Origin of the sequence: Streptomyces sp. HD (genome assembly GCF_028369295.1) — a bacterium.
GTDB lineage: Bacteria > Actinomycetota > Actinomycetes > Streptomycetales > Streptomycetaceae > Streptomyces.
Genome location: NZ_JAQMYP010000002.1, coordinates 1 through 20,611, shown reverse-complemented (window position 1 = coordinate 20,611; position 20,611 = coordinate 1). Strand labels below are relative to the sequence as shown.

Below are 20,611 nucleotides of genomic sequence, written 5' to 3'. Positions count from 1 at the left end.
GCATGTCCAATCGCCCTTGACGGGTGGGTGAGTACTTACTCACTCTAGAGGGAGCAGGGGGTGAGTGAATACTCACCCACCCGTCACATGCATAGGGGAGCCCTCATGAAACTCACCGTTTTCGGCGCCACCGGAGGCATCGGCAAGGAGATCGTCCGCCAGGCCCTGGACGCCGGTCACGAGGTCACGGCCGTCGTACGGGACCCCGCGCGCCTGCCCCTCGCCGGTGACCGTCTGGAGGTGTTCCGCGCGGACCTCACCGACCCCGGCGCGCTACGGCCCGCCGTCGCCGGACGGGACGCCGTGCTGTCCGGACTCGGCGCCCGCGGCCGCCGGGACGCGGGGGTCGCGGTACGGCTGACCCGTACGGTGCTGGCGGCCCTGGAGGCCGAGGAGGTGCGGCGGCTGCTCGTGGTGAGCGCCGCGCCGGTCGGTCCCGAGCCGAAGGGGGACGGGCTGGTGGACCGTACCGTGCGCGGCATCGTGTCGGCGGTCCTCAAGGGCATCTACGACGACCTGCGGGAGATGGAGGCCGCGGTGGGCCGTAGCGCCCTGGACTGGACGGTCGTACGTCCGCCGCGGTTGCAGGACAAGCCGATCACCGGCAAGTACCGCGCGGTCGTGGACGGATTCCCGCCCAAGGGTCGCTTCATCGGGCGCGCGGATGTGGCGCACGCGATGCTGGGGATGGTCGGCGATCCGGCGACGGTGAAGCAGGGGGTGGGCGTGGCCTACTGAAGGCCTGGCCCGCTGAGGCCGCGACCCGCTGAAGGCGCGGCCCGCTGAGGGCCTGGGCTAGAGGCTGACTCCGACCGTCACCGGCTCGTTGACCAGCGTGATGCCGAAGGTCTCGCGGACGCCTGAGACGACCTCACGGGCGAGCGTCAGGAGGTCCTCGGTGGTCGCTTCGCCGCGGTTGGTGAGGGCGAGTGTGTGCTTGGTGGAGATGCGGGCGGGGCCGGTGCCGTACCCCTTGGTGAAGCCCGCCTTGTCGATGAGCCAGGCCGCGGAGGTCTTGGTGTGCCCCTCCCCCGCCGGGTAGGCGGGCGGCTCCACGCCGTCGCCGAGGTGCTCGCGCACGCGCGCATGGAACGCGGCGAACTGCCCGTCGGTGAGGATCGGGTTGGTGAAGAAGGACCCGGCCGACCAGGTGTCGTGGTCCTCGGGGTCCAGGACCATGCCCTTGCCGCTCCGCAGCTTCAGCACTGTCTCGCGCGCGCCTGCCAGAGGAACTCGGTCACCGACCTCGACGCCGAGGGCGCGGGCCGTCTCGGCGTACTTGATGGGGGCGGAGAACCCGTCGGCGTCCTCCAGCCGGAAGCGGACACGCAGGACGACGTAGCGCTCGGGGTCGGCCTTGAAGCGGCTGTGGCGGTAGGAGAAGGCGCACTCGGAGTTCGGGACGACGACGGTCTCGCCGGACCGGCGGTCGTACGCGATCACCTCGGTGATCGTCGAGGAGACCTCCTGGCCGTACGCGCCGACGTTCTGGATCGGCGTGGCGCCCGCGGAGCCGGGGATTCCGGCGAGGCACTCGACCCCGGCGAGCCCGGCCTCGACCGTGCGGGCGACGGCGTCGGTCCACACCTCGCCGGCGGCCAGTTCGAGGGTGGTGCCGTCCAGCTCGAAGCCCTTGGTGGCGATGACGAGTGCGGTGCCCTCGAAGCCCTTGTCGCCGATGACCAGGTTCGATCCGCCGCCGATGAGCAGCAGGGGTGTCCCGGCGGCGTCCGCCTCGCGCACGACGTCGATCACCTCGGCGTCGGTGGTGGCGGTGACCAGGCGGGCGGCGGGGCCGCCCAGCCGGAAGGTGGTGAGGGGGGCGAGGGGGGCGTCGTGGAGTTCCTGCACGCGCTCAAGAGTACGAGACGGCACTGACAGCCCCGGCACCCGTGGGGAGCGCCGGGGCTGAAGCAGGCACCACACGCGCGTGCCGTTCAGGTCAGGCGACGGAACGCCTCCGTCCAATCGAGGGGCAGCTCGTCGCTCGACACCTGCCAGGTGGCGAACTTCGCGTCCCGCATCTGGGCCGACAGGCCGTGCGAGGTCGGGGCATGGGTGCCCGAGCGGGCGAATTCCTTGAGTGCCGCCGGCGACTCCCAGGCGGAGAGCGTCCAGAAGGTCCGCTTGAAGGGCTCGGCCTTCAGCGAGGCGCCATACGCCCCGGGCGCCCTGCTCACCTGCCGCCACACCCCCGGCGTACGGGCGAGGAAGCGGAGCGCTCCCCAGAGGCTGCGGGTTTCGAAGCGGGAGGCGAAGACGTGCACCTCGGTATTGCTCGGGGCGGGGTTCGGGACGGTCCAGGGAAGGGTGGGCATGACTGCTCCTCAGGGTCCGGGGCGGGCGGTGCGGTCAGTGGGGGGAGGGGGGAGAGGGCCAGTCGGGTCGTACAGGTCGACGGGCTCAGTGCGAGGCCGCCTCCAGCACGCGATCCGACGCCTGCTCGGCCGTGCTCAGCGCTTCGCCACCCCGCCGTCGGGCCGGGATGGTCAGGGCCGCGACGCCGGCGAGGGCCACCGCCGTGGCGCCGGTGACCAGGGCGGGGCGCAGGCCGTCGACGAAGGTCTGGCCGGTCTCGTAGCCGCCCTGAGCCGAGAAGATCGACGCCATGACGGCGATGCCGAGCGCACCGCCGACCTCGCGCAGGGCGTTGTTGGCGCCGGAGGCGATGCCCTGCTCGGAGGCGCGGACGCTGGACATGACCAGGTTGGAGGCCGGGGCGAAGAACAGGGCCATGCCGATGCCGCTGATGATCAGTCCGGGCAACTGGGCGGCGTAGGAGGCATCCACGGTGGTCACGGAGGCCAGATAGCCGAGGCCGGCCGCCTGGAAGAACAGGCCGGTGGCGACGACGGGGCGGCCCCCGATGCGGTCGGACAGGATGCCGGCGATCGGGGCGACAAGCATCGGCATGCCGGTCCACGGCAGCATCCGCAGCCCCGCCTCGGTCGGCGAGTAGCCGAGCACGCCCTGCATGTACTGGCTGAGCAGGAAGATCGAACCGAACATGCCGAAGAACATCAGCGTGCTCGCTGCGTTGATCCCGGAGAACGCCCGGGAACGGAACAGCCGCATCGGCAGCATCGGGTTCTTGGCGCGGTTGCTGTAGAGGACGAACCCGACGAGCAGCGCTCCTCCGGCGAACAGGCCGGTCAGGACCAGACGGCCGGTCCAGCCGTCGGCGGGGCCGCGCACCAGGCCGTACACGATCCCGAACAGGCCGCCGCTGGCGAGCAGGGTGCCGGGGATGTCGAGCGGGGCGCCGGTGCCGCGCGACTCGGCGAGGCGCAGGCGGGCGAGCGGCAGCAGGGCGAGGCCCAGCGGAACGTTCAGCCAGAAGATCCACTGCCAGGAGATGTGCTCGGTGAGGCTGCCCCCGATGAGCGGCCCGGACGCGATCGCGAGCCCGTTGACGGCGCCCCAGATGCCGAATGCCGTCCCCCGCTTGGCCGCGGGCACGGCCGCCGTCAGCAGGGTCAGCGTCAGCGGCATCATGATCGCCGCACCGGCGCCCTGGATCGCGCGGGCGGCGATGAGGGAGTTGATGCCGGGCGCGAGGGCCGCGGCGGCGGACGCGCCGGTGAAGATCGCGATGCCGACGAGGAAGAGCCGGCGTCGGCCGAAGCGGTCACCGAGCGCCGCGCCGAACATCAGCAGGACGGCGAAGGTGAGTGTGTACGCACTCACCGTCCACTCCAGGTCGTGCAACGCTCCGCCCAGGTCCTTGCGGATGGAGGGCAGCGCGGTGGTGACCACGAGGTTGTCGAGCGACGCCATGAATCCGGCGACGCTGGTGATGACGAGGGCCCAGGCGGCCCCGCCCCGGCGGGTTGTCCGCGCGTTCTGTTCGGTGTGTTGTGACATCGCTCCCCCTGGGGTGATGCGTGGCGCTTGCTGCGGATGACTGTTTACCGTCTGGATAGTTATTGATCACTAACTTTTGTGGGTCGAGAAAAGGGCGGGGCGAATTCTCGCCGCGCCCGCCACCTCTACGGCCGTTCGCCGCTCCCCTCAACCGGGTCCATCCCTCTCCAGACCCGATGCTCGGGAGGGAAGCCCATGGCCACCAGGCAGTTGATGAGCATGCCGTACGCCATGAAGGCCGTCGTCTCATTGACGTCCGCCCCCAGCGGCAGATGCACCGCGTCCCACAGCCGCATCCAGCCGGCCCGCACCGTCTCACCGAATTCACGGTCGCCCTCCTGCTCGGCAGCCGCCACGGCGAGGTACATCTGCATCTGCATCATCAGCCGCTCGGGCTGCTCCGAGACGACCTTCCGGTACGCGTCCCCCATGGCGTGCAGGGCCTCTTCACCCTCCAGCCCCTCGGCGGCCTCCGCGAACATCCGGCTGGTGTCCTCGACGCAGCGCTCGGCCGCCGCGAGGAAGATCGCCTTCTTGCCCGGGAAGAGCCGGAAGAGATACGGCTGCGAGACCCCGACCCGTCTGGCGATCGCCTCGGTCGACGTGCCGTAGTAGCCGCCGCGGGCGAACTCGGTGGTCGCCGCGCGGATGACGCTCTCGCGCCTCTCTTCTGCGCTCATCCTGGCCATGAGAAGTAAGTTAGTACTCAATCACTAACTAGGTCAAGGGGTCCGCAGGGAGGCTGTACGAGAATGCGGGGGCGAGCACACGTAAGGGGCGCCCCGCCATGGAGAACGCCCCTTACCTCACGGCACGCGCGTGCCGTTCACGCCAGCCGTACGACCGCCCGCGACATCCCGAGCACCTTCTGCCCGGCACTCTTCACGGTCAGGTCCACACGGACCTGGTTGTCGTCGAGCTTGGCCGCGACCTTGCCGCTGACCTCGATCGTGGCGCCCTGCTCGTCGTTCGGTACGACGACGGGCTTGGTGAAGCGCACGCCGTACTCGACGACCGCCCCCGGGTCGCCGGTCCAGTCGGTGACCACACGGATCGCCTCGGCCATGGTGAACATGCCGTGCGCGATGACGTCCGGCAGCCCGACCTCCTTGGCGAACTTCTCGTTCCAGTGGATCGGGTTGAAGTCACCGGAGGCACCCGCGTACTGGACGAGCGTGGCGCGGGTCACGGGGAAGGCCTGGGTGGGCAGTTCGGTGCCGACCTCGACGTCGCCGTACGCAATCTTCGCCGTCATCGGTCTCAGGCCTCCCCTTCTGCGGAGTCCGCCCCACGGGCCACGAGCTTCGTCCAGGCGGTCACGACGTGCTCCCCCGCCTCGTCGTGGACCTCGCCGCGGATGTCCAGGATCTCGTTGCCCGCCATGGACTTGATCGCCTCGATGGTCGAGACGACGGTCAGGCGGTCACCGGCGCGCACCGGGCGGGTGTAGGCGAACTTCTGGTCGCCGTGCACCACCCGGCTGTAGTCCAGGCCCAACTGGGGGTCCCGGACGGCCTGCGCCGCGGCCTTGTAGGTGATCGCGAAGACGAAGGTCGGCGGGGCGATCACATCCGAGTGGCCGAGCGCCTTGGCGGCCTCCGGGTCCAGGTACGCCGGGTTGGTGTCCCCCACGGCCTCCGCGAACTCACGGATCTTCTCCCGGCCCACCTCATAGGGGTCGGTGGGCGGGTAGCTCCGCCCGACGAAGGACTGGTCGAGCGCCATGGCTCGGTACCTCCTGCTGTCTGCTGTGGATGACCTGCTGGTTCACCCGGTCGATTCATCCGGCTGTTGCACCTGGGGCCGGCCGGAACCGACCGGTAACCGGGGCGGAAACGACGTGAGGCCGCCCCCCGACTGCGGGGGCGGCCTCACGTACGAGCCTGATTTATCGCGTCTCGCGGTGCGCGGTGTGCGCGTTGCAACGCGGGCAGTGCTTCTTCATCTCAAGACGGTCCGGGTTATTACGCCGGTTCTTCTTGGTGATGTAGTTCCGCTCCTTGCACTCCACGCAGGCCAGCGTGATCTTCGGGCGGACGTCGGTGGCAGCCACGTGAGTGCTCCTTGACGAACGGATAGGACTGAATTAATGCATAAAAGAGTAGCCGATCGAAGGACCGACCCCACAATCGGCTACTGTCAGTAGCGGTGACCGGACTTGAACCGGTGACACAGCGATTATGAGCCGCTTGCTCTACCGACTGAGCTACACCGCTGTGATGCGATCGGCCCCCGCCTTGCGACGGGAACCTCCCACACCAGAGCCCCAATACGGAATCGAACCGTAGACCTTCTCCTTACCATGGAGACGCTCTACCGACTGAGCTATTGGGGCGAGCGATGAAGACATTACACGCTCGGCTGCCGTTCACCCAAATCCGTTTCGCAGCGCCTCCCTGCGGCCGATCGGCTGAGTGAACGGACACCTCGCAGGCCACTGCAGCACCGCGCACGGGGCTCCCGTCCGGCGGACCACACCGGTACGACTATTGCGCTCCTGCGCGCCAGGGCGGGATCGCCACCCTAGGCTCGTCTCACTCTGCGTGATCTTGCGTGGCCGGCGCAGTTGCCCAGCACCGTCCCCGCAGCCCCGAACCTCTGGAACGCGATGCCCGACAGTCAGCCCCAGCCGCCCCACTCGTCGTCCTCGTCGGGCTCGTCCGGACCGGCCGACCCGACCGCGCTGCTGCTGTGCGGGGCGCGGCTCACCGACGGCCGGACCGTGGACGTCCGGCTGGTCGGCGGGCGCATCGAGGCGGTCGGTACGGCCGGGAGCCTGGCGGGCGACGGCACGCGCGCGTGCGGCACGCGCGTGGACCTCAGCGGTTATCTGCTCCTGCCGGCCCCTGCCGAGCCACACGCCCACGGCGACACCGCGCTCTCCGCCGACGAGGGTGGACCGGTCTCGTACGAACCCCACGACGTCCAGCGCCGGGCCACCGAGGCCGCCCTGCTGCAGCTGGGGCACGGGGCGACCGTGCTGCGGGCACACGTGCGCGTGGGCGACGTTCAGGGTCTGGGCCCACTGGCCGCCGTACTGCAGGCACGGCGTTCGCTGCGCGGGCTCACCGAGTTGACGACGGTGGCGATGCCCCGGCTGCTGACCGGAGTGGCCGGCGCCGACGGGCTCGCGATGCTGCGGGACGCGCTCAAGATGGGCGCATCGGTGGTCGGCGGCTGTCCCGACCTGGATCCGGATCCCACGGGTTACGTGGAGGCGGTCCTTGAGGTCGCCTCGGAGCATGGCTGCCCCGTCGACCTGCATACCGACGCCACCGACCCGGCGCGCCTGGCCCGCCTCGCGGCGATGGCCGGCGGGCTGCGCCCCGGCGTGGCGCTCGGCCCGTGCGGCGGCCTGGGGCGCCTGCCGGCCCAGGCGGCCTCCCGCACCGCGGACCAGCTCGCGGCGGCCGGGGTGACGGTGGTGTGCCTGCCGCAGGGCGGCTGCGGGGGCGCGGAAGGCCGGGCCACGGCGCCCGTACGACTGCTGCGCGCGGCCGGCGTGCGGGTCGCGGCCGGAAGCGGCGCCCTGCGGGACGTGTCGAACCCGGTGGGACGCGGGGACCCGCTGGAGGCCGCCTACCTGCTCGCCTCACGCCACGGACTGCGCCCCGAGGACGCCTACGACGCCGTGAGCACGTCGGCGCGTGCGGTGCTGGGCCTGCCCGAGGTGCGGGTGGAGGCGGGCTTCCCGGCCGAGTTGCTGGCGGTACGCGGGGACCGGCTGGCGGGAGCGCTGTCGCTCGCGTACAGCCGCATCGTGGTGCATCGAGGGCGCGTGGTGGCGCGGACCAGCGCGGTGCGGGAGTACTGCAACTCGGCCGTGGCGGCGGAGTTGGGGCTGCCGCGGCAGGGGCGAGGAGAGCTGTCCTGAAGGGTGGGGCGGCCGGGGTGGGCAGGCGCGCGCGATCAGCTTGTGCGCCGGGGACAGCGCCCAGTTGCGTGCGCTCGGCGTTGCGTCCGCTCGGCGCGTGTTCGGAATGCGGGCGCTCGGGGCTCGCCCGCTCGGCGCTTGCGCATATGGTGCGCGCCCCCAAGGACATGGGGCGTGGCTGAAGTCGTGCGGCGGATGCGGCCGTCCGGGCGTACGGTCGGAAACATGCGCATTGTCATCGCTGGTGGTCATGGTCAGATCGCGCTGCGGCTGGAGAGGCTGCTCGCCGCGCGCGGGGACGAGGTCGCGGGGATCATCCGCAAGGCGGAACAGGCCGACGACCTTCGCGAGGCCGGAGCCGAACCCGTCCTGCTGGACCTGGAGTCGGCCTCGGTCGAGGAGGTCGCGGCACGGTTGCAGGGTGCGGACGCGGCCGTGTTCGCGGCCGGCGCGGGCCCCGGCAGCGGTACCGGCCGCAAGGACACGGTGGACAAGGGGGCGGCGGTCCTGTTCGCGGACGCGGCGGTCCGGGCGGGCGTACGGCGCTTCGTGGTCGTGTCGTCGATGGGCGCGAACCCGCAGCACGAGGGCAGCGAGATCTTCGACGTCTACCTGCGCGCCAAGGGCGCGGCCGACGAGTACGTCCGCGGCCTGGACGCCCTGGACTGGACGATCCTGCGCCCCGGCATGCTGACGAACGACGCCGGAACCGGCCAGGTACGACTGGAGGCCCGCACCGGCCGCGGCCCCATCCCGCGAGACGACGTCGCCGCCGTACTCGCGGAGTTGCTCGACACCCCGGCGACGACCGGCCTGACGCTCGAACTGATCAGCGGGTCGGCTCCGGTGGCGGTGGCGGTGAAGTCGGTGGCGGGGAACTGAAGTTGGGCGCCGAGGGGGTTCCCGCGGTCCAGGAGGCGCTGTTGCGGCGCATGTACGAGGTCTTCTCCACGGACGAGCGGGAGACCTTCATGCAACGGTGCCTGGCGCCCGACGTGGACTGGCCGAATGTCCTGGACGGAGCCCGGCTGCACGGCCGCGACGCGGTACGCGCCTACTGGGCCCGGCAGTTCACCGCCGGGCATCCCCTCGTACGACTGGAAGGTCTGCACCGGGACGAGGACGGCGAGGCGGTCGTGGCGACCGTACGGCCGGGGATGCGTGACGCGTCGGGTGACCGGTGGGCGGAGGAGACGGTCGAGCATGTGTACCGGTTCGACGGGGACGGGCTGGTGACGCGGATGGATGTGCGGGCGGGCGGTTAGGGACGGACCTTCGGGGGGCTCCGGGTCGGCTCGGCCCGGTGAGACTCGACGAGCGGCTCGGTTTGACCGCTCGATGCGGCCGGCTGGGCGGCTCGGTCGGCTTTCGGAGCGTCAGAACAGCGGGAGCTGTCCGGGGAACTCGGGCACGACGTACCCGTCCAGGGCGGGCTGCGCGGCCCCGAGTTGCGCCTGGCGCCGGGATCCGGGACACGACACGAGTTCCCCGTGCTCCCGCGCGCCAGGCGGATCGTGCCGCGCGAACCGACCGGCGACGACGGCGATCTCACGACGACACTCGGGGCAGCTTCTGCGACGCGTGGTCATGGGGCCAGTGTGCCCCGGGCCGGGAGTCAGAGCGCGAAAACCGTTCGTCGGCACCGGGAGGCCCTCATGCCCACGTGAATCTCCTTGTATCGAGCATTTGACACAAGATTCCAACCAGGCCATCTTGTACCCACGGTTTGACACAAGATGATCTGGGGGGATCTCCATATGCTCGACACCGTCCCGCTCCAGTCCCGGCTCCTCGACCACGCCGACCACTACGCCCGCTGGTCCGGTCTGGCCATCGGCATCGTGGTCGCACAGCAGTTGGTCACGATGGAGAGCGACGACATCACGATGCCCCTCGTGTTCGCCATCACCGCTTTCGGCCTGTGCGCGGTGGGCGGTGTCCTGCTCGGCGACGCCCTGACCCTGCGCCCCCAGGAAGCGGTACGCACCGCGAGTCTCGCCCCGCGGCTGGTCCGAGACCAAGTGCCGCCCCGCATGGCGCCCCTACTTCTTCTGGAGGCCGCGTCCCTCGTCATCCTGCTGCTGATCGGTGCGGTCACGGCCTCCTCCGACCTCGACCGGACAGGCAGAGCGGGACGCGTCATCACGGTCACCTGCGAAGGGATGCGCACCTCCCTCGGCCCCTGGCCGGGCCTGCACTACAGCGGCCCGATGTTCGCGGCCCTCGCGGTTGGAACACCCGTCTGTATCTGGGCCGTGCGCCGGATCGCCCACGGCCCGGGCGGCGACCAGCAGCGCCGCGACCGCGCGTGGGCGACCACCGGAGCCTGGGGGCTGCTGGTGTCGAGCCAGGTGCTGCTCGTGGTACTGATGATCCTCGTCGCACTCACGGAGAATGCCTGCGCCGGCCCGTTGGGCGCCGCCACCATCGTGGCGATCTGCCCCCTGGGCCTGCTGAGCCTGTTCACCTTCGGATGGTCCCTGGTCACCGTCGTGGCACCCCGGGCAGTCGACGACGAGGCAGCCCACGATGGGACTTTCTACGATGAGTGACCCCGCCCTTCGCGTCGACACCGCCAGCCAGGTACCGCCGTACGAGCAGATCCGCGCCCAGTTGGCCGCGCTGATCCGCACCGGACGGCTGACCGAGGGCGAGCGCCTGCCGACCGTGCGCCAGCTCGCCGCCGACCTCGGTCTGGCACCGGGCACCGTGGCCCGCGCCTACCGCGAGCTGGAGGCCGCCGAGCTGATCCGCACCCGTCGTGGCGCGGGCACCCGGGTCGCGGCGCTCCCGTCCGAGCCGTATGCGCACGATGCGGACCAACTCACCACTCTGGCCCGGGACTTCACCTCCGCCGCCCGAGCGCTCGGCGCCGGCACCGAGGACATCCTGACCGCCGTCCGCGACGCCTTGGATCCGGGACCCGCCTTCCCTTCGGCCACCGCCGACAGCGGAGCGGGTGATTCCAAGATGGCCGGCGTCAGCGCAAGGCACAGGAGTGAGGAACGGGCTTGAGGAACGGGCTTGAGGAACGGGCTTGAGCAGCAGGCGCAGATAACAGATGTAACGGACAAAGAGCCGCGCTCCGCAACGTGAGCAGCTCGACGTGGACACCGGCCTCCGGCCTCAGAACTGCGTACGCAGAACGGCTCGGTGACTTCACGCCCGCCCTCGTGAACACCACAGCCGGGCAACCGTCCCGCAGGCGCAAGCGCGTGCGATCGCCAGATCGAGGCCGACCTGCGGGGAATGGGGCGGGGACGCGCTCGCCGCGGGGGGCGCATGGGGGGGGCACGCTCTGATCAGGATTGGGTGTCAAACCCGAGACCACGTGAGACAAACTCCGCATTTCGATCATCACTCGAACGTGCGCGTTCGAACAAAAAGAAGCCCCCTCCGCACTGCGTTTCCGCAGATTGGAGAGGGCTTCTCTCAGCGTGGCGGCGCCAGGATTCGAACCTGGGAAGGCTGAGCCGGCAGATTTACAGTCTGATCACGCTCGGTAGGCCATCCAGCCTCCGATCAGCGGTGATGTTCACTACCTGGTTTTGGTGCCCCCTCCCCGTCCACACCTCGTCCACGGCCGAAGGTTCGCGGTTCACTCGGTCATGAAGCGGTGCGCTGCAAGGCCGAGGCTCGCCACGCCCATGAACGCGGCGCCAGTGGCCCCCATCACCGCCAGCAGTGCAGCTCCGGCCATGTGAAAGAGCACGCCCGCCACAGCGGCTCCACCCAGGCTGGCCAGAAGGATGATCGCCAGCCAGACACCTCTCTGGGAGGGGTTGTTCCCGTTCACCTGATCTCCTCCTCTCAGCGCAGCTGCGCCGAGCACCCTCGTTGGCCTACGCCTCCCCTGGCGAGGCAGATCCAAGGTGGCAGAGGAAAAATCGCAGGTCAAAGGCCATATACTGCCTTAGTAGAGGAGACAAACGACCTTTGCCATGGTGTAACTCAGCAGTCTTGCAGTAGCGACCAGGCAATTGCGAAGAAGAGATTGCGTCGTTCCGGAGGAAGGTAATAGGAAGTACCCCCGGACCCCCTGGTACCCCTGGGACCCCCGGACCCCCCGTTTCTCCTCCAAGAAGGTCGACGACTTTGCCTAACCCTCTCCTCCCCTCCGCAGTCCGACAGCTAGAGAAGGCAGTCGACCGCGCCGCACGACGTGGGAATGTGCCGTTCCTGCCCAGCTTCGTTAGGTCGCAGGTTGACGGGGTGCGGCCGCCCCTCGCACGACTCGTTCAAGGCGGCCAAGGCGGCGAGGTACGTCTCAAGCTGTACCTATGCATCACCATGATGGCCACGGCTAAGCCTTACGACATTCGACAACCGCCAGTGCCACTCACGTGGGCGCGCATGCTCGCCCTACCTCCCGAGACCGGACCCCGGCGCGTAAACAGCAACCTCAAGTGGTTGAACCGCAACGGCTTCATTGAACTAGAGCCGAGACGTGGCAACACTCCCGCTATCAAGTTGGTGTCCGCCGAAGCGCCAGGCATTCCGTATGTCCGTGCCAGCACTCAGGGACGGTACGTAGGTATACCAATTGAGTTCTGGCGCAACGGCTGGATTCTCCACCTCAGCGCAACTGGTATCGCCTTGCTCTTTGTGCTCCTTGAAGCACAGGGCGGCTACAAGGAACCTCGCTACATCCCTAAGGAACGCCAGGAGTCTTACGGCCTCTCCCACAACACATGGACCAGGGGCAGGAAAGAGCTGGAGCGTCACGGATTCCTAACGGTAAAGAGAACCCCACAAGGCAGCGACTTCGACTATCGTCGACTGAGAAATTCTTATTGGGTGGACGACAAAAGGTTCCTAGATCACCCCGGTTCACCTCTACCACCTGAATCTCCCATTGCTGGAGACTCCGACGAATGAGAAAGTAACGCATAATGCGACCCCGCGGGGGACGGGCCCCCTCACCGGCAGCGCTTAACCGCTGGCGCAATCATCCACCAGCCTTAACGCCCCTGGTGGGCCGGCAGACCGGACAGGCTCCGCACGCAGCGGTTTTCAAGACCGCGTGGCCGAACAGGACAATTTGCCGGTTGACCTGCCACTTTCCCGCATCCCAAGGATGGGTGACTGCCCCGTTGGCCACACGGACCCCCGAAGGTTCTACTCGTCATCGCTTCTGAGACCAGACTTGGCGGCCTAGCATCGGACGCTCAGCCCCCGAGAAAGCCCGCGATCCCCTGCCCAAGCTGGGCGGCACTCTGCCCTGTGGACAGCATGGTGCCGATCGTCTGTACGGCATTCTTGAACTTGCCCCACAAGCCGACTCGGGCCAGGCCCTCCTCTGCATTCGCTCGACTGGCAGCACCCATCAATGCAAATAGAGCGTCATCCAGCGGCTGAGTTCCGGCGAACCGCACATTGTACGCCGCTTGCAGCAGCGCCATCAGGTGGTTCACCATTGCGCCCCTGATAGCGTCGGGAAGATCAGCCCTAGCTACCTCCAGCATCAAGTCATTGATCATTTCGATGATCCGCGCCAAATCCTCGTCAGAGACTGTGGGTTCAGGCGCGTGACGATGAAGCTCGTACGAGCAGTGAGACAAGCTGCTGATCGCCGCCGACTGTGGCACAACGCCACCCGGCGCGAAGGCGGTAAACACCGTATTTAGGCTCTGTCGGGTCAGAACATGGACCATGCCACGTTCGACCTCATCCAGATGATCGAGCAGATGTTCTTTGCGGTCGTCGTCCACAGGGAGGGCTTGCACAGCCTGTCGGACCTTAGTTGGCAGACCTACCACAGTGCTGATGGCTGTCATTTCCCGATCGAGGCTGCCCTCAACCTCTGCCAGCTCAAGGATCGCCGTCCAAGCTGGCTTTTGCTGCTGCATCTGCTCGGTGTGGTTGTGCGTGTGCAGGTCTAGCAACAGCTTGCGCAGACGACCAGCGGGGTTATCCACGTGCTCCACCATGTGATCACCGTAGTACCCAGCTCTCGCCGAGGACGGCCAAACGCGGACAGTGGGAAGCTAGACCCAGACGATGGGCGTCCAGAGGAGAGAGTGTGTCGCAGCAGACGAGCCCTCGGGGAACCTTCCTGAAGATCGCCGAGGCCGTGAAAGCCCGGATCGAGGCAGACACGGACATGACTGAGCTCCCGTCTGCCGCTGACCTCATGCGCGACTACAAGATCTCGCGCGGTGTTGCCCTCCGAGCGTTCGGCGCCCTCCAGCGGGACGGTATCGCCGAACCCGTGCCGGGTGGACGGTGGCGTGTCGTACGGTCAGGCGAGCGAGCCGACCGGCGCCCGCTCGAAGACCGGATCGCGGACATCATCACGGATGAAGGTCTGGAAGCAGGGGCAGCGTTCCCCAGTGCATCCGTTCTGGCTGCGCGGTTCGGAGTTTCGCGGCCCACCGTGACCAAGGCTCTGGACAAGTTGGAGGCCGCCGGCGTGCTGGCGAGCGGAGGGCAGGGCAGGGTGCGAACGATCCGGGCCCTGCCGATTCGAGAGGAGCGTTCGTAGCTTGTCGGACTTGCTGGAGTGGGCTTATCCCCTGGCTGAGTCACTGCTGGCCGAGCCCCTGCCGCGTCGGTGGCGGCACTCGCAGGGCGTAGCCGAGCGGGCGCGTACTATCGCGCCCATCCTCGGGGAGGAAGCCGAGCTGTTGGAAGCGGCGGCCGTACTACACGACATTGGATACTCGCCCCACCTCGCCAAGACAGGCTTCCATCCGCTCGACGGGGCCCGCTACCTCCGGGACGTGGCCAACGCTGACGAGCGGGTCGTAAATCTGGTCGCCCACCACTCCTGTGCGTGGCTGGAAGCGGAGGCGCGAGGCCTGCGCGGCGAGCTAGAGGGAGAGTTCCCCCGCGAGCCCGCGCACCTCAATGACGCCCTCTGCTTCTGCGACATGAACACCACACCAGACGGCACACCCACGAATCCGATCGACCGCGTGAACGAGATCGCCGGACGGTACGGGCCGGACAGCCTGATCGGTACGTTCATCCGGCGGGCTGAGCCGGAGATCCTCGCAAGCACGTCGCGCGTGCTTGAACGGGTCGCAGCCGTCAAGCGTCAGCCAATGTAGGGGGTTGCCCGTGTCCGGTCCATGGCGTGCTCAATCCGGAGCCGCATCGTGGGGTGGATGTCGAGCTTTGACAGGTTCGCCGGGGCAACCCAGCGGACCTGTGTCGTCTCGTTGCTCGTGCGCACCTCGCCCCCGACCGGCCGGGCCCGGAAGCAGATGCTGAACTGTTGACGGACTTCGCCGTCGTCGTACTTCATCACGTGTCCGGGGTCCGTGTAGATCCCGGACACGTCAAGGACCTCAGCCTTAATGCCAGTCTCTTCCCAGACCTCGCGCACCACGGTGTCGCTGATGGATTCCCCCACGTCGTGCCCCCCGCCGGGAAGGGCCCAGCGTCCGTTGTCGGACCGCTGAATCACCAGCACGTCACCCGCGTCGTTCTGCACGAACGCTACGACGGAGGGCACGACCGAGTTGGCCGGCGGCGCGTCGGGATCGTGCAGGTAGTCAATGCGTCCCATGGTCAGACTCCCGTGACGTCGCGGTCTGTCACCTGGCGAGCGCCTCCCCAGGTCTGTTCGATGCTATTCGCATACGTGTCGAACAGGCCGCCACCCGGCAGGCGGCGTAGGTGGAAGACGGGGGCCATGTAGGCACCGATGCCGTAGACGTGGGGGTTGACGAGCATCTCGTCATCGGACCGGTAGATGGAGTTGTAGAGCGTCGTGCCGTGCAACCGGAAGCTGATCTCAGGGTGGCTCTCGAAGAGCGGCTGGTAGTTCACCAGCGCGTTCCGAATCTTGCCGTCCATGATCCGGTGCCCCTCGTCTATGCCCCGTTGCCGAACGGCCTCACAGCCAGGGTCGCCGAGCAGGATCCGCACCTGGGTCGTCCCCTCGACCTTCTTCTTCAGAAGGTCGATGAACAGGGGATCCTCCGACAGGAACAGCCCCGAGTAAACGAGAACGTCAAGGTTCCTCTCGGCTCGTGCGTACATCTCACGCCACAAGCCCGGCGGCACCGTGTGGCGGTGCGGATAGACGGCCACAATCTCAGCCTTGGTCAGGTCTGTTGCACTCTCCAACGTGCGGCCGTCGTCCCAGAGCGTCGTTACATCGACCTTGAGCGCTGCGGCCGTCGCGTACTGGTGCCGGCGGTACGGCACCTTCCCTTGCGTGATCCAGCGTTCGACGGTCTTCGGGTTGACCGTGATCGCGTCGGCCAGGTCCTGAACGGTCATGCCGCGAGCCAACAGGGCTGAACGCAAACGCTCGTTGGACATCTGTCCACCTCTTAGGGACATCTAGGGAGCTCTGACTCAACCAGATGTCTGCAAGGTTTCCAAGGAGGGGGTAACGAACTCCCCTGACCTGCGGTGATTCTGAATGTGCGCCAAGGAGTCCCGGCGCAAAGCCACGAAGTTCCGTGCTTGTACTTGACGACCCCCTATGCAGTACCTGTAAAACAGGTACTGCAACGTAGCGCCCAGAGGAAAGCCCGCGAGGGTGAGTACGAAGGCAGCGCCAGTTGGTTGACAACTCAACAGTGTGTCGAGGGAGTCCCGCCCCACCTCTGCAAGCAAGAGGGCGGGCGTGCACGGGTCCTGTCCCGTGCGCGGTACAGCGCAACGTCGACCACAACGTCGCATCCACTGCGGCCGGTTGCCTCTCTCGCCCGTCCAGCCGGTTCGGCTGTACGGGCGGGGCGTGGGGAGCCGGAACATCCCTTCGCCTCTTTGGAGTCCTTCATGGCTGTTGTCGAGATCGTTTCGTTCGGTTACCTGCATTCCGCTCCGCCCGCCGCGCACCTGACCATCGACCTGCGCCATCACTTCCGGGACCCGCACGTGTCGCCGGAGCTGCGGTACATGACCGCCGACGACGAGCCGGTCCGTACGGCCGTGCTGAACACCCCCGGCATCACGGGCCTGGTGGAGGCCACCGCCACGGCGGTCGCCGCGTTCGCTTCCGGCCCGAGCGCCGGGACCGTGACGGTCGCCGACGGATGTGCCGGCGGCCGTCACCGCGCCCCGACGTTCGCTCGCGCGCTTGCTGAGCGGCTGCGGGCGGCCGGACATGCGGTCACCGTTTCTCACCGCGACATGGCCAAGGCCGTCGTCCAGCGCTGATCTTCCCGTCCCGGTTCTGGCGTGACGCTGTGGGACCGAATCCCACCCGGGGCACGCACCCCAGCCAACCAACAAATCCGTGAGAGGAGCCCGTCATGGGCTTTTTCAGCAACAGCAAGAGCGAAGCCTTCCGCGCCGGTGAGATCGGCTCCATCGACATGATGAAGAACATGGCGGAGAACGAGTTCGGCCGGGACAGCTTCGAGGCCGGCATGTTCGCTGCCTTCGCCGAATCCGAGCGCAAGCGCTTCGAAGAGGACTTCGGAGATATTCGGTAGCTGACACCCCGAACCACCGCCCCGGCATCCAGCCGTGAGGGCGCGGGATCGAATCCCGCCCGGGGCACTCCGGCCGCTGATCTGCGGCCGCGCCGCACCGATGCGTGCGGCTTTCCCCACCAACGGCGCGCGCCCCCGGAGCGGCAACTCCGGGGGCGCTGTTCGGGCCGTTTCCACCTGCTAGGGAGACCACGACCCATGAGCCCCATCGTCACTGTTCAGGACGCTGTTACCGCGTTCGCCGACTTCATCGAGCCGACGGCTGCGGAACTGGACGCGATCGAGCAAGAGATGCCCGTGATCCTGGCGGACGTCGACCTCCTGGACGCGCAGATCATCACCCTGGACCGCACGCCGACCGAGCTGGACCACCAGCGCATCCGCCGCGCCCACCGCCGGGTGCTGGCTGAGCGCCGTGCCCTGGCCAACCGCACGGCCGCCGCGATGCTGCCCGGGGGTGCCGCATGAACACCCCCTCGCCGAAGGGTTGGGCACTCGCCCTGGTGCTGGTCGGCGTCATCATCGCCCTCACCGCTTCCACCGCGTCCCTGGTGTCCGGTGACCGCTCGCTGATGGGCATCGCCGCGACCGGGTTCGCCGTGCAGTTCCTCGGATGGGTGGTCAACGGCCGCCAGAACGGGGGCAGGCGATGACGACCACCGCGCAGAACCTGACGGCCGCGCACGCTGAGGTGAAGGCGGAGATCGCGCGGACCGACACCAAGACGGGCCTGTTGCTGGCGTTCGTCGGCGCAGTGCTCGCCGGTACCTGGACGGTCGCCCGCGACCTGCCCCTGACCGTTGCGGCGGCCGTGGTCGGCGGGTTCGGGGTGGCGCTGCTGGTCAGTGCGGCCGCAGTGCTGCTGCGTTCGGTGCGGCCGAACCTGGGCAACCGGCGGGAGCGCTTCGGTTTCCCACTGTGGGCGACCCTCACGCCGGAGGAGATCACCGGCGCTGTCCCGACTGATCTGGCTGCCGACATCGCCGGGCTGTCGCGGCTCGCGGTCGTGAAGTTCACCTGCCTGCGCCACGCGGTCGACCTGATCCTGACCGGCGGTGCCCTGCTCGTCCTGGCGCTCCTGCTCACGCTCGGGGGTGCCCGATGAGCCACACAAAGCTGACACACGTTCAGATCGGGGTGCTGGCAGCCGCGTTCGTGCCGATGCTCGCCACGGGCGTGTTCGGCGGCATCGGCACCTACAGCAACATCGGCCACGCCTACGGCAAGGGAACCGCGCTCGGAGCTCTCGCCGCCGGTGAAGGCGCCACCGCCGTGCTCGCCCTGGTCCTGCTCGGCTTGACCATGCTGGGCCAGTCCTCCCCTCGCATCGTCCGCACCGGCCTGTGGGCGCTACCGGCCGCCGCCGCTGTCATGGGCGCCATGGCCGCACCCGACGTAGGCCGCACCGCCATCTACGCCCTGACCCCGATGGGCATGTCCGTCTCAGCGGAGGGCATGGCCTTCCTCGCCCGCAGGATCGTCGTCCACACCGACGGCCGCGACGCGGAACACGAGCGCCACACCGCCGACCTGGTCCAAGCTCTCGCCTACCACCGCGCCCGCGCCGCCCAGCATCCGACGGGATGGGTCAGGAAGTGGTCGGAGCGCAAGTCCTGGCGGCTGGCCCGCAGGGTCGGCGTCGGCGACAGAGCGCTCGGATCGAGGCTGCTGGACGTGCAGCGCGACCGTGTCACGGCCGGTGCAGACGCCGCACTCGCGTCCATGTTCGGCGGCACGACTCCCGCTCCCGCCCTCGATCCCACACCAGCCACGAATGCGAAGGAATCCACCGAGACCACAATGAAACGGTCTACGGCTGAGCTGCACGAATCGACCCCCGCCCCGGTCGTGACACTGACCCGGCTGACCGTGCCGGAACCGGTCGCGATCGATGCGGGCAAGTCGATTCCCCCGCTCAAGCCGATGCCCGCGATCGAACCCGTAGCCGTAGACGGTGGTGCGGATCATCTCGATCTCTTTACGGAGCCTGAGCGGCGGACCGTTCCGGCGGAATCGACCCCGCCACGTCGGGCGACCGGCAGGATCCCCGAGGCGGCCCGATCGCCCCGCCCCAAGCGCACCCCGGAGCAGCTGCTCGATGAAGCGCGCAAGGCCACGGCCGGATGGCCGGACGCGAAGGTGACCGGCGAAGGCATCCGCCGTGAGATCCGCACCTCGCCGGCCAACGCCCGCAAGCTGCGGGACACGCTGCTCGCTGAGCGTGCCGCTGCCCCGACGACCGTCTGATGGCCACGCTGCCGGTGTACCGGTGGCATCTCGCCCCGGACGGCTACGCCACCCGCCGACAGCTCCGCGCGCAAGGCCTGCGTCCTGGTGGGCAGGGTGTGGCGGCTCAGTTGGAACGGCCGCGCCGACGGCGGGGGCCGCTGGTCGCCTACCTGTACCGCATCGACTGCGCGAAGCCGGTACGGCCGATGACCCCGGCCCGGTGGGCGGCCCTGGCCAGGGCCAACGCTGCCCGCCGCCGCTGCCCGGCCTGCCGGCGTGATGCCGGATACGTCATCCCCACCTCGCTCGGCACCTGCGTGCCCTGCGCCTTTCCCGACCCGCACGGGTCCGAAGGGAGTACCTGACATGGGCAACTCCGAAATCCGCCGCCTGGACCGCGAGATCCACAAGACGACGAAGAAGCTGGAAGCCGTGCAGCGGGGCGAGTGGTGGCCGCTGACCAGCCGCGAACGGCTCTCGATGACCCGCGCCATGGCTGGCGGCGCCCGCAGCGTCCACCGGGGCCGCGCCACGAGCGGTGCGGAGGACCGGATGGACTCCGTCGGCTCTGCTGCCGAGAGGCGGCTGAACGCGGAGCTGACCGCCCTGCACGGCGAGCGTCAGCGACTGATCACCGAGGCCGCCCGCGCCAAGGCGAAGAAGAAGTCTTCCCGCTGGTTCTGACCAGCCATAACGCCGGGGCGGGTCGCCTCTTTCCACGGACACGAACCGCCCCGGTACCTCTCCAATTCCCGCCCCGGCAGGGGCAGTCAGGAGCACTCCCAGCATGTCCGAGAACGTCGTCCACCTCCACAAGACACCCGACCCTGCACCTGATGACACGGCCCCCACCGTGCTGACTGTCGTCCCGGACCCGCCGCAGGCGGCCCCGGTGCCGTTGTGGGTGCGCTCCGGACGCGCCATCAAGTCCGCCGCCACCCACGAGCACACCAAGACCGCCGCCCGCACCGTGGTCCGCCACGGCCTCTACACGTTCAACGGGGGCCGGATCATGGCTCGCCGCACGTGGGACGGTCGTACCGGTGCCCGCTATGAGCGCATGATCCGGGCGGCCGAAGCCGCGGGGAACCACGAGCTGGCGGAGGAGTGGGAGGAGCGGCTGCAGCGCTTCCGCGACGCTCGCCACCGCCGCCGCATGGACCTGCTCCACTCCCCGGTAGAGGCAGCCAAGGGGGTCGCCGTCGGCACCGGCATGGGCATCGGGACGCTGGTCGCGCTCGGGGTC

27 protein-coding genes, 2 tRNA genes and 2 pseudogenes are annotated in these 20,611 nt (G+C 68.6%); 17 read left to right on the top strand and 14 right to left on the bottom strand.

The window, feature by feature from the left end; genetic code table 11:
* Window positions 1–105 precede the first annotated feature (105 nt).
* Window positions 106–738, top strand: coding sequence for an NAD(P)-dependent oxidoreductase (locus POF73_RS01955; protein ID WP_272112605.1), 633 nt, complete (start codon window positions 106–108; stop codon window positions 736–738).
* 57 nt (window positions 739–795) lie between these two features.
* Here the strand turns inward: POF73_RS01955 and POF73_RS01950 are convergent, their stop codons facing one another.
* From POF73_RS01950 to POF73_RS01910, 9 genes are all read right to left on the bottom strand, one after another.
* Window positions 796–1,851 carry a UDP-N-acetylmuramate dehydrogenase gene (locus POF73_RS01950; RefSeq protein ID WP_272112604.1) on the bottom strand — a complete coding sequence of 352 codons (1,056 nt, stop codon included), beginning with the start codon at window positions 1,849–1,851 and terminating at the stop codon, window positions 796–798.
* Window positions 1,852–1,937: 86 nt separating this feature from the next.
* Window positions 1,938–2,318 (bottom strand): DUF3291 domain-containing protein, encoded by a 381-nt coding sequence (locus POF73_RS01945; protein WP_272112603.1) that lies wholly within the window; start codon window positions 2,316–2,318, stop codon window positions 1,938–1,940.
* 85 nt (window positions 2,319–2,403) lie between these two features.
* Window positions 2,404–3,864, bottom strand: a complete 1,461-nt coding sequence (locus POF73_RS01940; RefSeq protein ID WP_272112602.1) for an MFS transporter — start codon at window positions 3,862–3,864, stop codon at window positions 2,404–2,406.
* A 125-nt stretch (window positions 3,865–3,989) separates the two neighbouring features.
* Window positions 3,990–4,553 carry a TetR/AcrR family transcriptional regulator gene (locus POF73_RS01935; RefSeq protein WP_272112601.1) on the bottom strand — a complete coding sequence of 188 codons (564 nt, stop codon included), beginning with the start codon at window positions 4,551–4,553 and terminating at the stop codon, window positions 3,990–3,992.
* Between the two features lie 137 nt (window positions 4,554–4,690).
* Window positions 4,691–5,119, bottom strand: a complete 429-nt coding sequence (locus tag POF73_RS01930) for a MaoC family dehydratase (RefSeq protein WP_272112600.1) — start codon at window positions 5,117–5,119, stop codon at window positions 4,691–4,693.
* Window positions 5,120–5,124: 5 nt separating this feature from the next.
* Window positions 5,125–5,589: a MaoC family dehydratase N-terminal domain-containing protein gene (locus POF73_RS01925; protein WP_272112599.1), complete on the bottom strand. Its 465-nt coding sequence runs from the start codon at window positions 5,587–5,589 to the stop codon at window positions 5,125–5,127.
* Between the two features lie 163 nt (window positions 5,590–5,752).
* Window positions 5,753–5,917 (bottom strand): 50S ribosomal protein L33, encoded by a 165-nt coding sequence (gene rpmG, locus POF73_RS01920; RefSeq protein WP_003948671.1) that lies wholly within the window; start codon window positions 5,915–5,917, stop codon window positions 5,753–5,755.
* 90 nt (window positions 5,918–6,007) lie between these two features.
* Window positions 6,008–6,080: transfer RNA gene (locus tag POF73_RS01915), tRNA-Met, on the bottom strand.
* Between the two features lie 46 nt (window positions 6,081–6,126).
* Window positions 6,127–6,199: transfer RNA gene (locus POF73_RS01910), tRNA-Thr, on the bottom strand.
* Between the two features lie 273 nt (window positions 6,200–6,472).
* Here POF73_RS01910 and POF73_RS01905 point away from each other — a divergent pair.
* The 3 genes from POF73_RS01905 to POF73_RS01895 all read left to right on the top strand — a co-directional run bounded on the left by POF73_RS01905 (window position 6,473) and on the right by POF73_RS01895 (window position 9,003).
* The gene (locus tag POF73_RS01905; RefSeq protein WP_272112598.1) at window positions 6,473–7,738 is read left to right on the top strand and encodes an amidohydrolase family protein; all 1,266 of its coding nucleotides are present in this window, start codon (window positions 6,473–6,475) and stop codon (window positions 7,736–7,738) included.
* A gap of 225 nt (window positions 7,739–7,963) precedes the next feature.
* Window positions 7,964–8,620 (top strand): SDR family oxidoreductase, encoded by a 657-nt coding sequence (locus tag POF73_RS01900; protein ID WP_272112597.1) that lies wholly within the window; start codon window positions 7,964–7,966, stop codon window positions 8,618–8,620.
* A 2-nt stretch (window positions 8,621–8,622) separates the two neighbouring features.
* Complete coding sequence (locus POF73_RS01895; protein WP_272112596.1) at window positions 8,623–9,003, top strand: nuclear transport factor 2 family protein; 381 nt, start codon at window positions 8,623–8,625, stop codon at window positions 9,001–9,003.
* Window positions 9,004–9,114: 111 nt separating this feature from the next.
* Here POF73_RS01895 and POF73_RS01890 read toward each other — a convergent pair whose 3' ends face one another.
* The gene (locus tag POF73_RS01890; protein ID WP_272112595.1) at window positions 9,115–9,327 is read right to left on the bottom strand and encodes a hypothetical protein; all 213 of its coding nucleotides are present in this window, start codon (window positions 9,325–9,327) and stop codon (window positions 9,115–9,117) included.
* Between the two features lie 168 nt (window positions 9,328–9,495).
* Between POF73_RS01890 and POF73_RS01885 the strand changes: the two genes are divergently transcribed.
* Together POF73_RS01885 and POF73_RS01880 are read left to right on the top strand one after the other, a co-directional pair.
* Window positions 9,496–10,290: a hypothetical protein gene (locus POF73_RS01885; protein WP_272112594.1), complete on the top strand. Its 795-nt coding sequence runs from the start codon at window positions 9,496–9,498 to the stop codon at window positions 10,288–10,290.
* A pseudogene (locus tag POF73_RS01880) lies at window positions 10,283–10,657 on the top strand (GntR family transcriptional regulator); the annotation flags it as partial. The gene POF73_RS01885 and the pseudogene POF73_RS01880, both read left to right, overlap by 8 nt.
* Before the next feature lie 679 nt (window positions 10,658–11,336).
* Here POF73_RS01880 and POF73_RS01875 read toward each other — a convergent pair.
* A complete protein-coding gene (locus POF73_RS01875; protein ID WP_272112592.1) occupies window positions 11,337–11,534 on the bottom strand; it encodes a hypothetical protein in 198 nt (65 codons plus the stop codon).
* A gap of 1,372 nt (window positions 11,535–12,906) precedes the next feature.
* Window positions 12,907–13,668, bottom strand: a complete 762-nt coding sequence (locus POF73_RS01870) for a hypothetical protein (protein ID WP_272112591.1) — start codon at window positions 13,666–13,668, stop codon at window positions 12,907–12,909.
* Between the two features lie 92 nt (window positions 13,669–13,760).
* Between POF73_RS01870 and POF73_RS01865 the strand changes: the two genes are divergently transcribed.
* Together POF73_RS01865 and POF73_RS01860 are read left to right on the top strand one after the other, a co-directional pair.
* Window positions 13,761–14,222: a GntR family transcriptional regulator gene (locus POF73_RS01865; RefSeq protein ID WP_272112590.1), complete on the top strand. Its 462-nt coding sequence runs from the start codon at window positions 13,761–13,763 to the stop codon at window positions 14,220–14,222.
* Between the two features lies 1 nt (window position 14,223).
* Entirely contained in the window at window positions 14,224–14,790 is a 567-nt protein-coding gene (locus tag POF73_RS01860; protein WP_272112589.1) for an HD domain-containing protein, read from the top strand.
* Here POF73_RS01860 and POF73_RS01855 read toward each other — a convergent pair.
* The gene (locus POF73_RS01855; RefSeq protein ID WP_272112588.1) at window positions 14,778–15,251 is read right to left on the bottom strand and encodes an NUDIX domain-containing protein; all 474 of its coding nucleotides are present in this window, start codon (window positions 15,249–15,251) and stop codon (window positions 14,778–14,780) included. The two genes, POF73_RS01860 and POF73_RS01855, sit on opposite strands and share 13 nt — an antisense overlap.
* Window positions 15,252–15,253: 2 nt before the next feature.
* Window positions 15,254–16,012: a helix-turn-helix domain-containing protein gene (locus POF73_RS01850; RefSeq protein WP_272112587.1), complete on the bottom strand. Its 759-nt coding sequence runs from the start codon at window positions 16,010–16,012 to the stop codon at window positions 15,254–15,256.
* A 465-nt stretch (window positions 16,013–16,477) separates the two neighbouring features.
* On the opposite strand from POF73_RS01850, the gene POF73_RS01845 reads away from it, so the two are divergent.
* The 9 genes and pseudogenes from POF73_RS01845 to POF73_RS01805 all read left to right on the top strand — a co-directional run.
* Entirely contained in the window at window positions 16,478–16,858 is a 381-nt protein-coding gene (locus POF73_RS01845; RefSeq protein WP_272112586.1) for a RapZ C-terminal domain-containing protein, read from the top strand.
* Window positions 16,859–16,953: 95 nt separating this feature from the next.
* Window positions 16,954–17,136, top strand: coding sequence for a hypothetical protein (locus tag POF73_RS01840; RefSeq protein ID WP_272112585.1), 183 nt, complete (start codon window positions 16,954–16,956; stop codon window positions 17,134–17,136).
* Window positions 17,137–17,334: 198 nt separating this feature from the next.
* Window positions 17,335–17,604 (top strand): DUF6284 family protein, encoded by a 270-nt coding sequence (locus tag POF73_RS01835; protein WP_272112584.1) that lies wholly within the window; start codon window positions 17,335–17,337, stop codon window positions 17,602–17,604.
* On the top strand, window positions 17,601–17,789 hold the full coding sequence (locus tag POF73_RS01830; RefSeq protein WP_272112583.1) for a hypothetical protein: 189 nt from the start codon (window positions 17,601–17,603) through the stop codon (window positions 17,787–17,789). Before POF73_RS01835 ends, POF73_RS01830 begins: the two co-directional genes overlap by 4 nt.
* Window positions 17,786–18,241: a Pycsar system effector family protein gene (locus POF73_RS01825; RefSeq protein WP_272112582.1), complete on the top strand. Its 456-nt coding sequence runs from the start codon at window positions 17,786–17,788 to the stop codon at window positions 18,239–18,241. The genes POF73_RS01830 and POF73_RS01825 overlap by 4 nt, the downstream gene beginning before the upstream one ends.
* Window positions 18,238–19,383, top strand: a complete 1,146-nt coding sequence (locus POF73_RS01820) for a conjugal transfer protein (RefSeq protein WP_272112581.1) — start codon at window positions 18,238–18,240, stop codon at window positions 19,381–19,383. The genes POF73_RS01825 and POF73_RS01820 overlap by 4 nt, the downstream gene beginning before the upstream one ends.
* Complete coding sequence (locus POF73_RS01815; RefSeq protein WP_272112580.1) at window positions 19,383–19,730, top strand: RRQRL motif-containing zinc-binding protein; 348 nt, start codon at window positions 19,383–19,385, stop codon at window positions 19,728–19,730. The genes POF73_RS01820 and POF73_RS01815 overlap by 1 nt, the downstream gene beginning before the upstream one ends.
* Window position 19,731: 1 nt before the next feature.
* Window positions 19,732–20,049 carry a hypothetical protein gene (locus tag POF73_RS01810; protein WP_272112579.1) on the top strand — a complete coding sequence of 106 codons (318 nt, stop codon included), beginning with the start codon at window positions 19,732–19,734 and terminating at the stop codon, window positions 20,047–20,049.
* Between the two features lie 103 nt (window positions 20,050–20,152).
* Window positions 20,153–20,611, top strand: a pseudogene (locus POF73_RS01805) (ATP-binding protein); the annotation flags it as partial.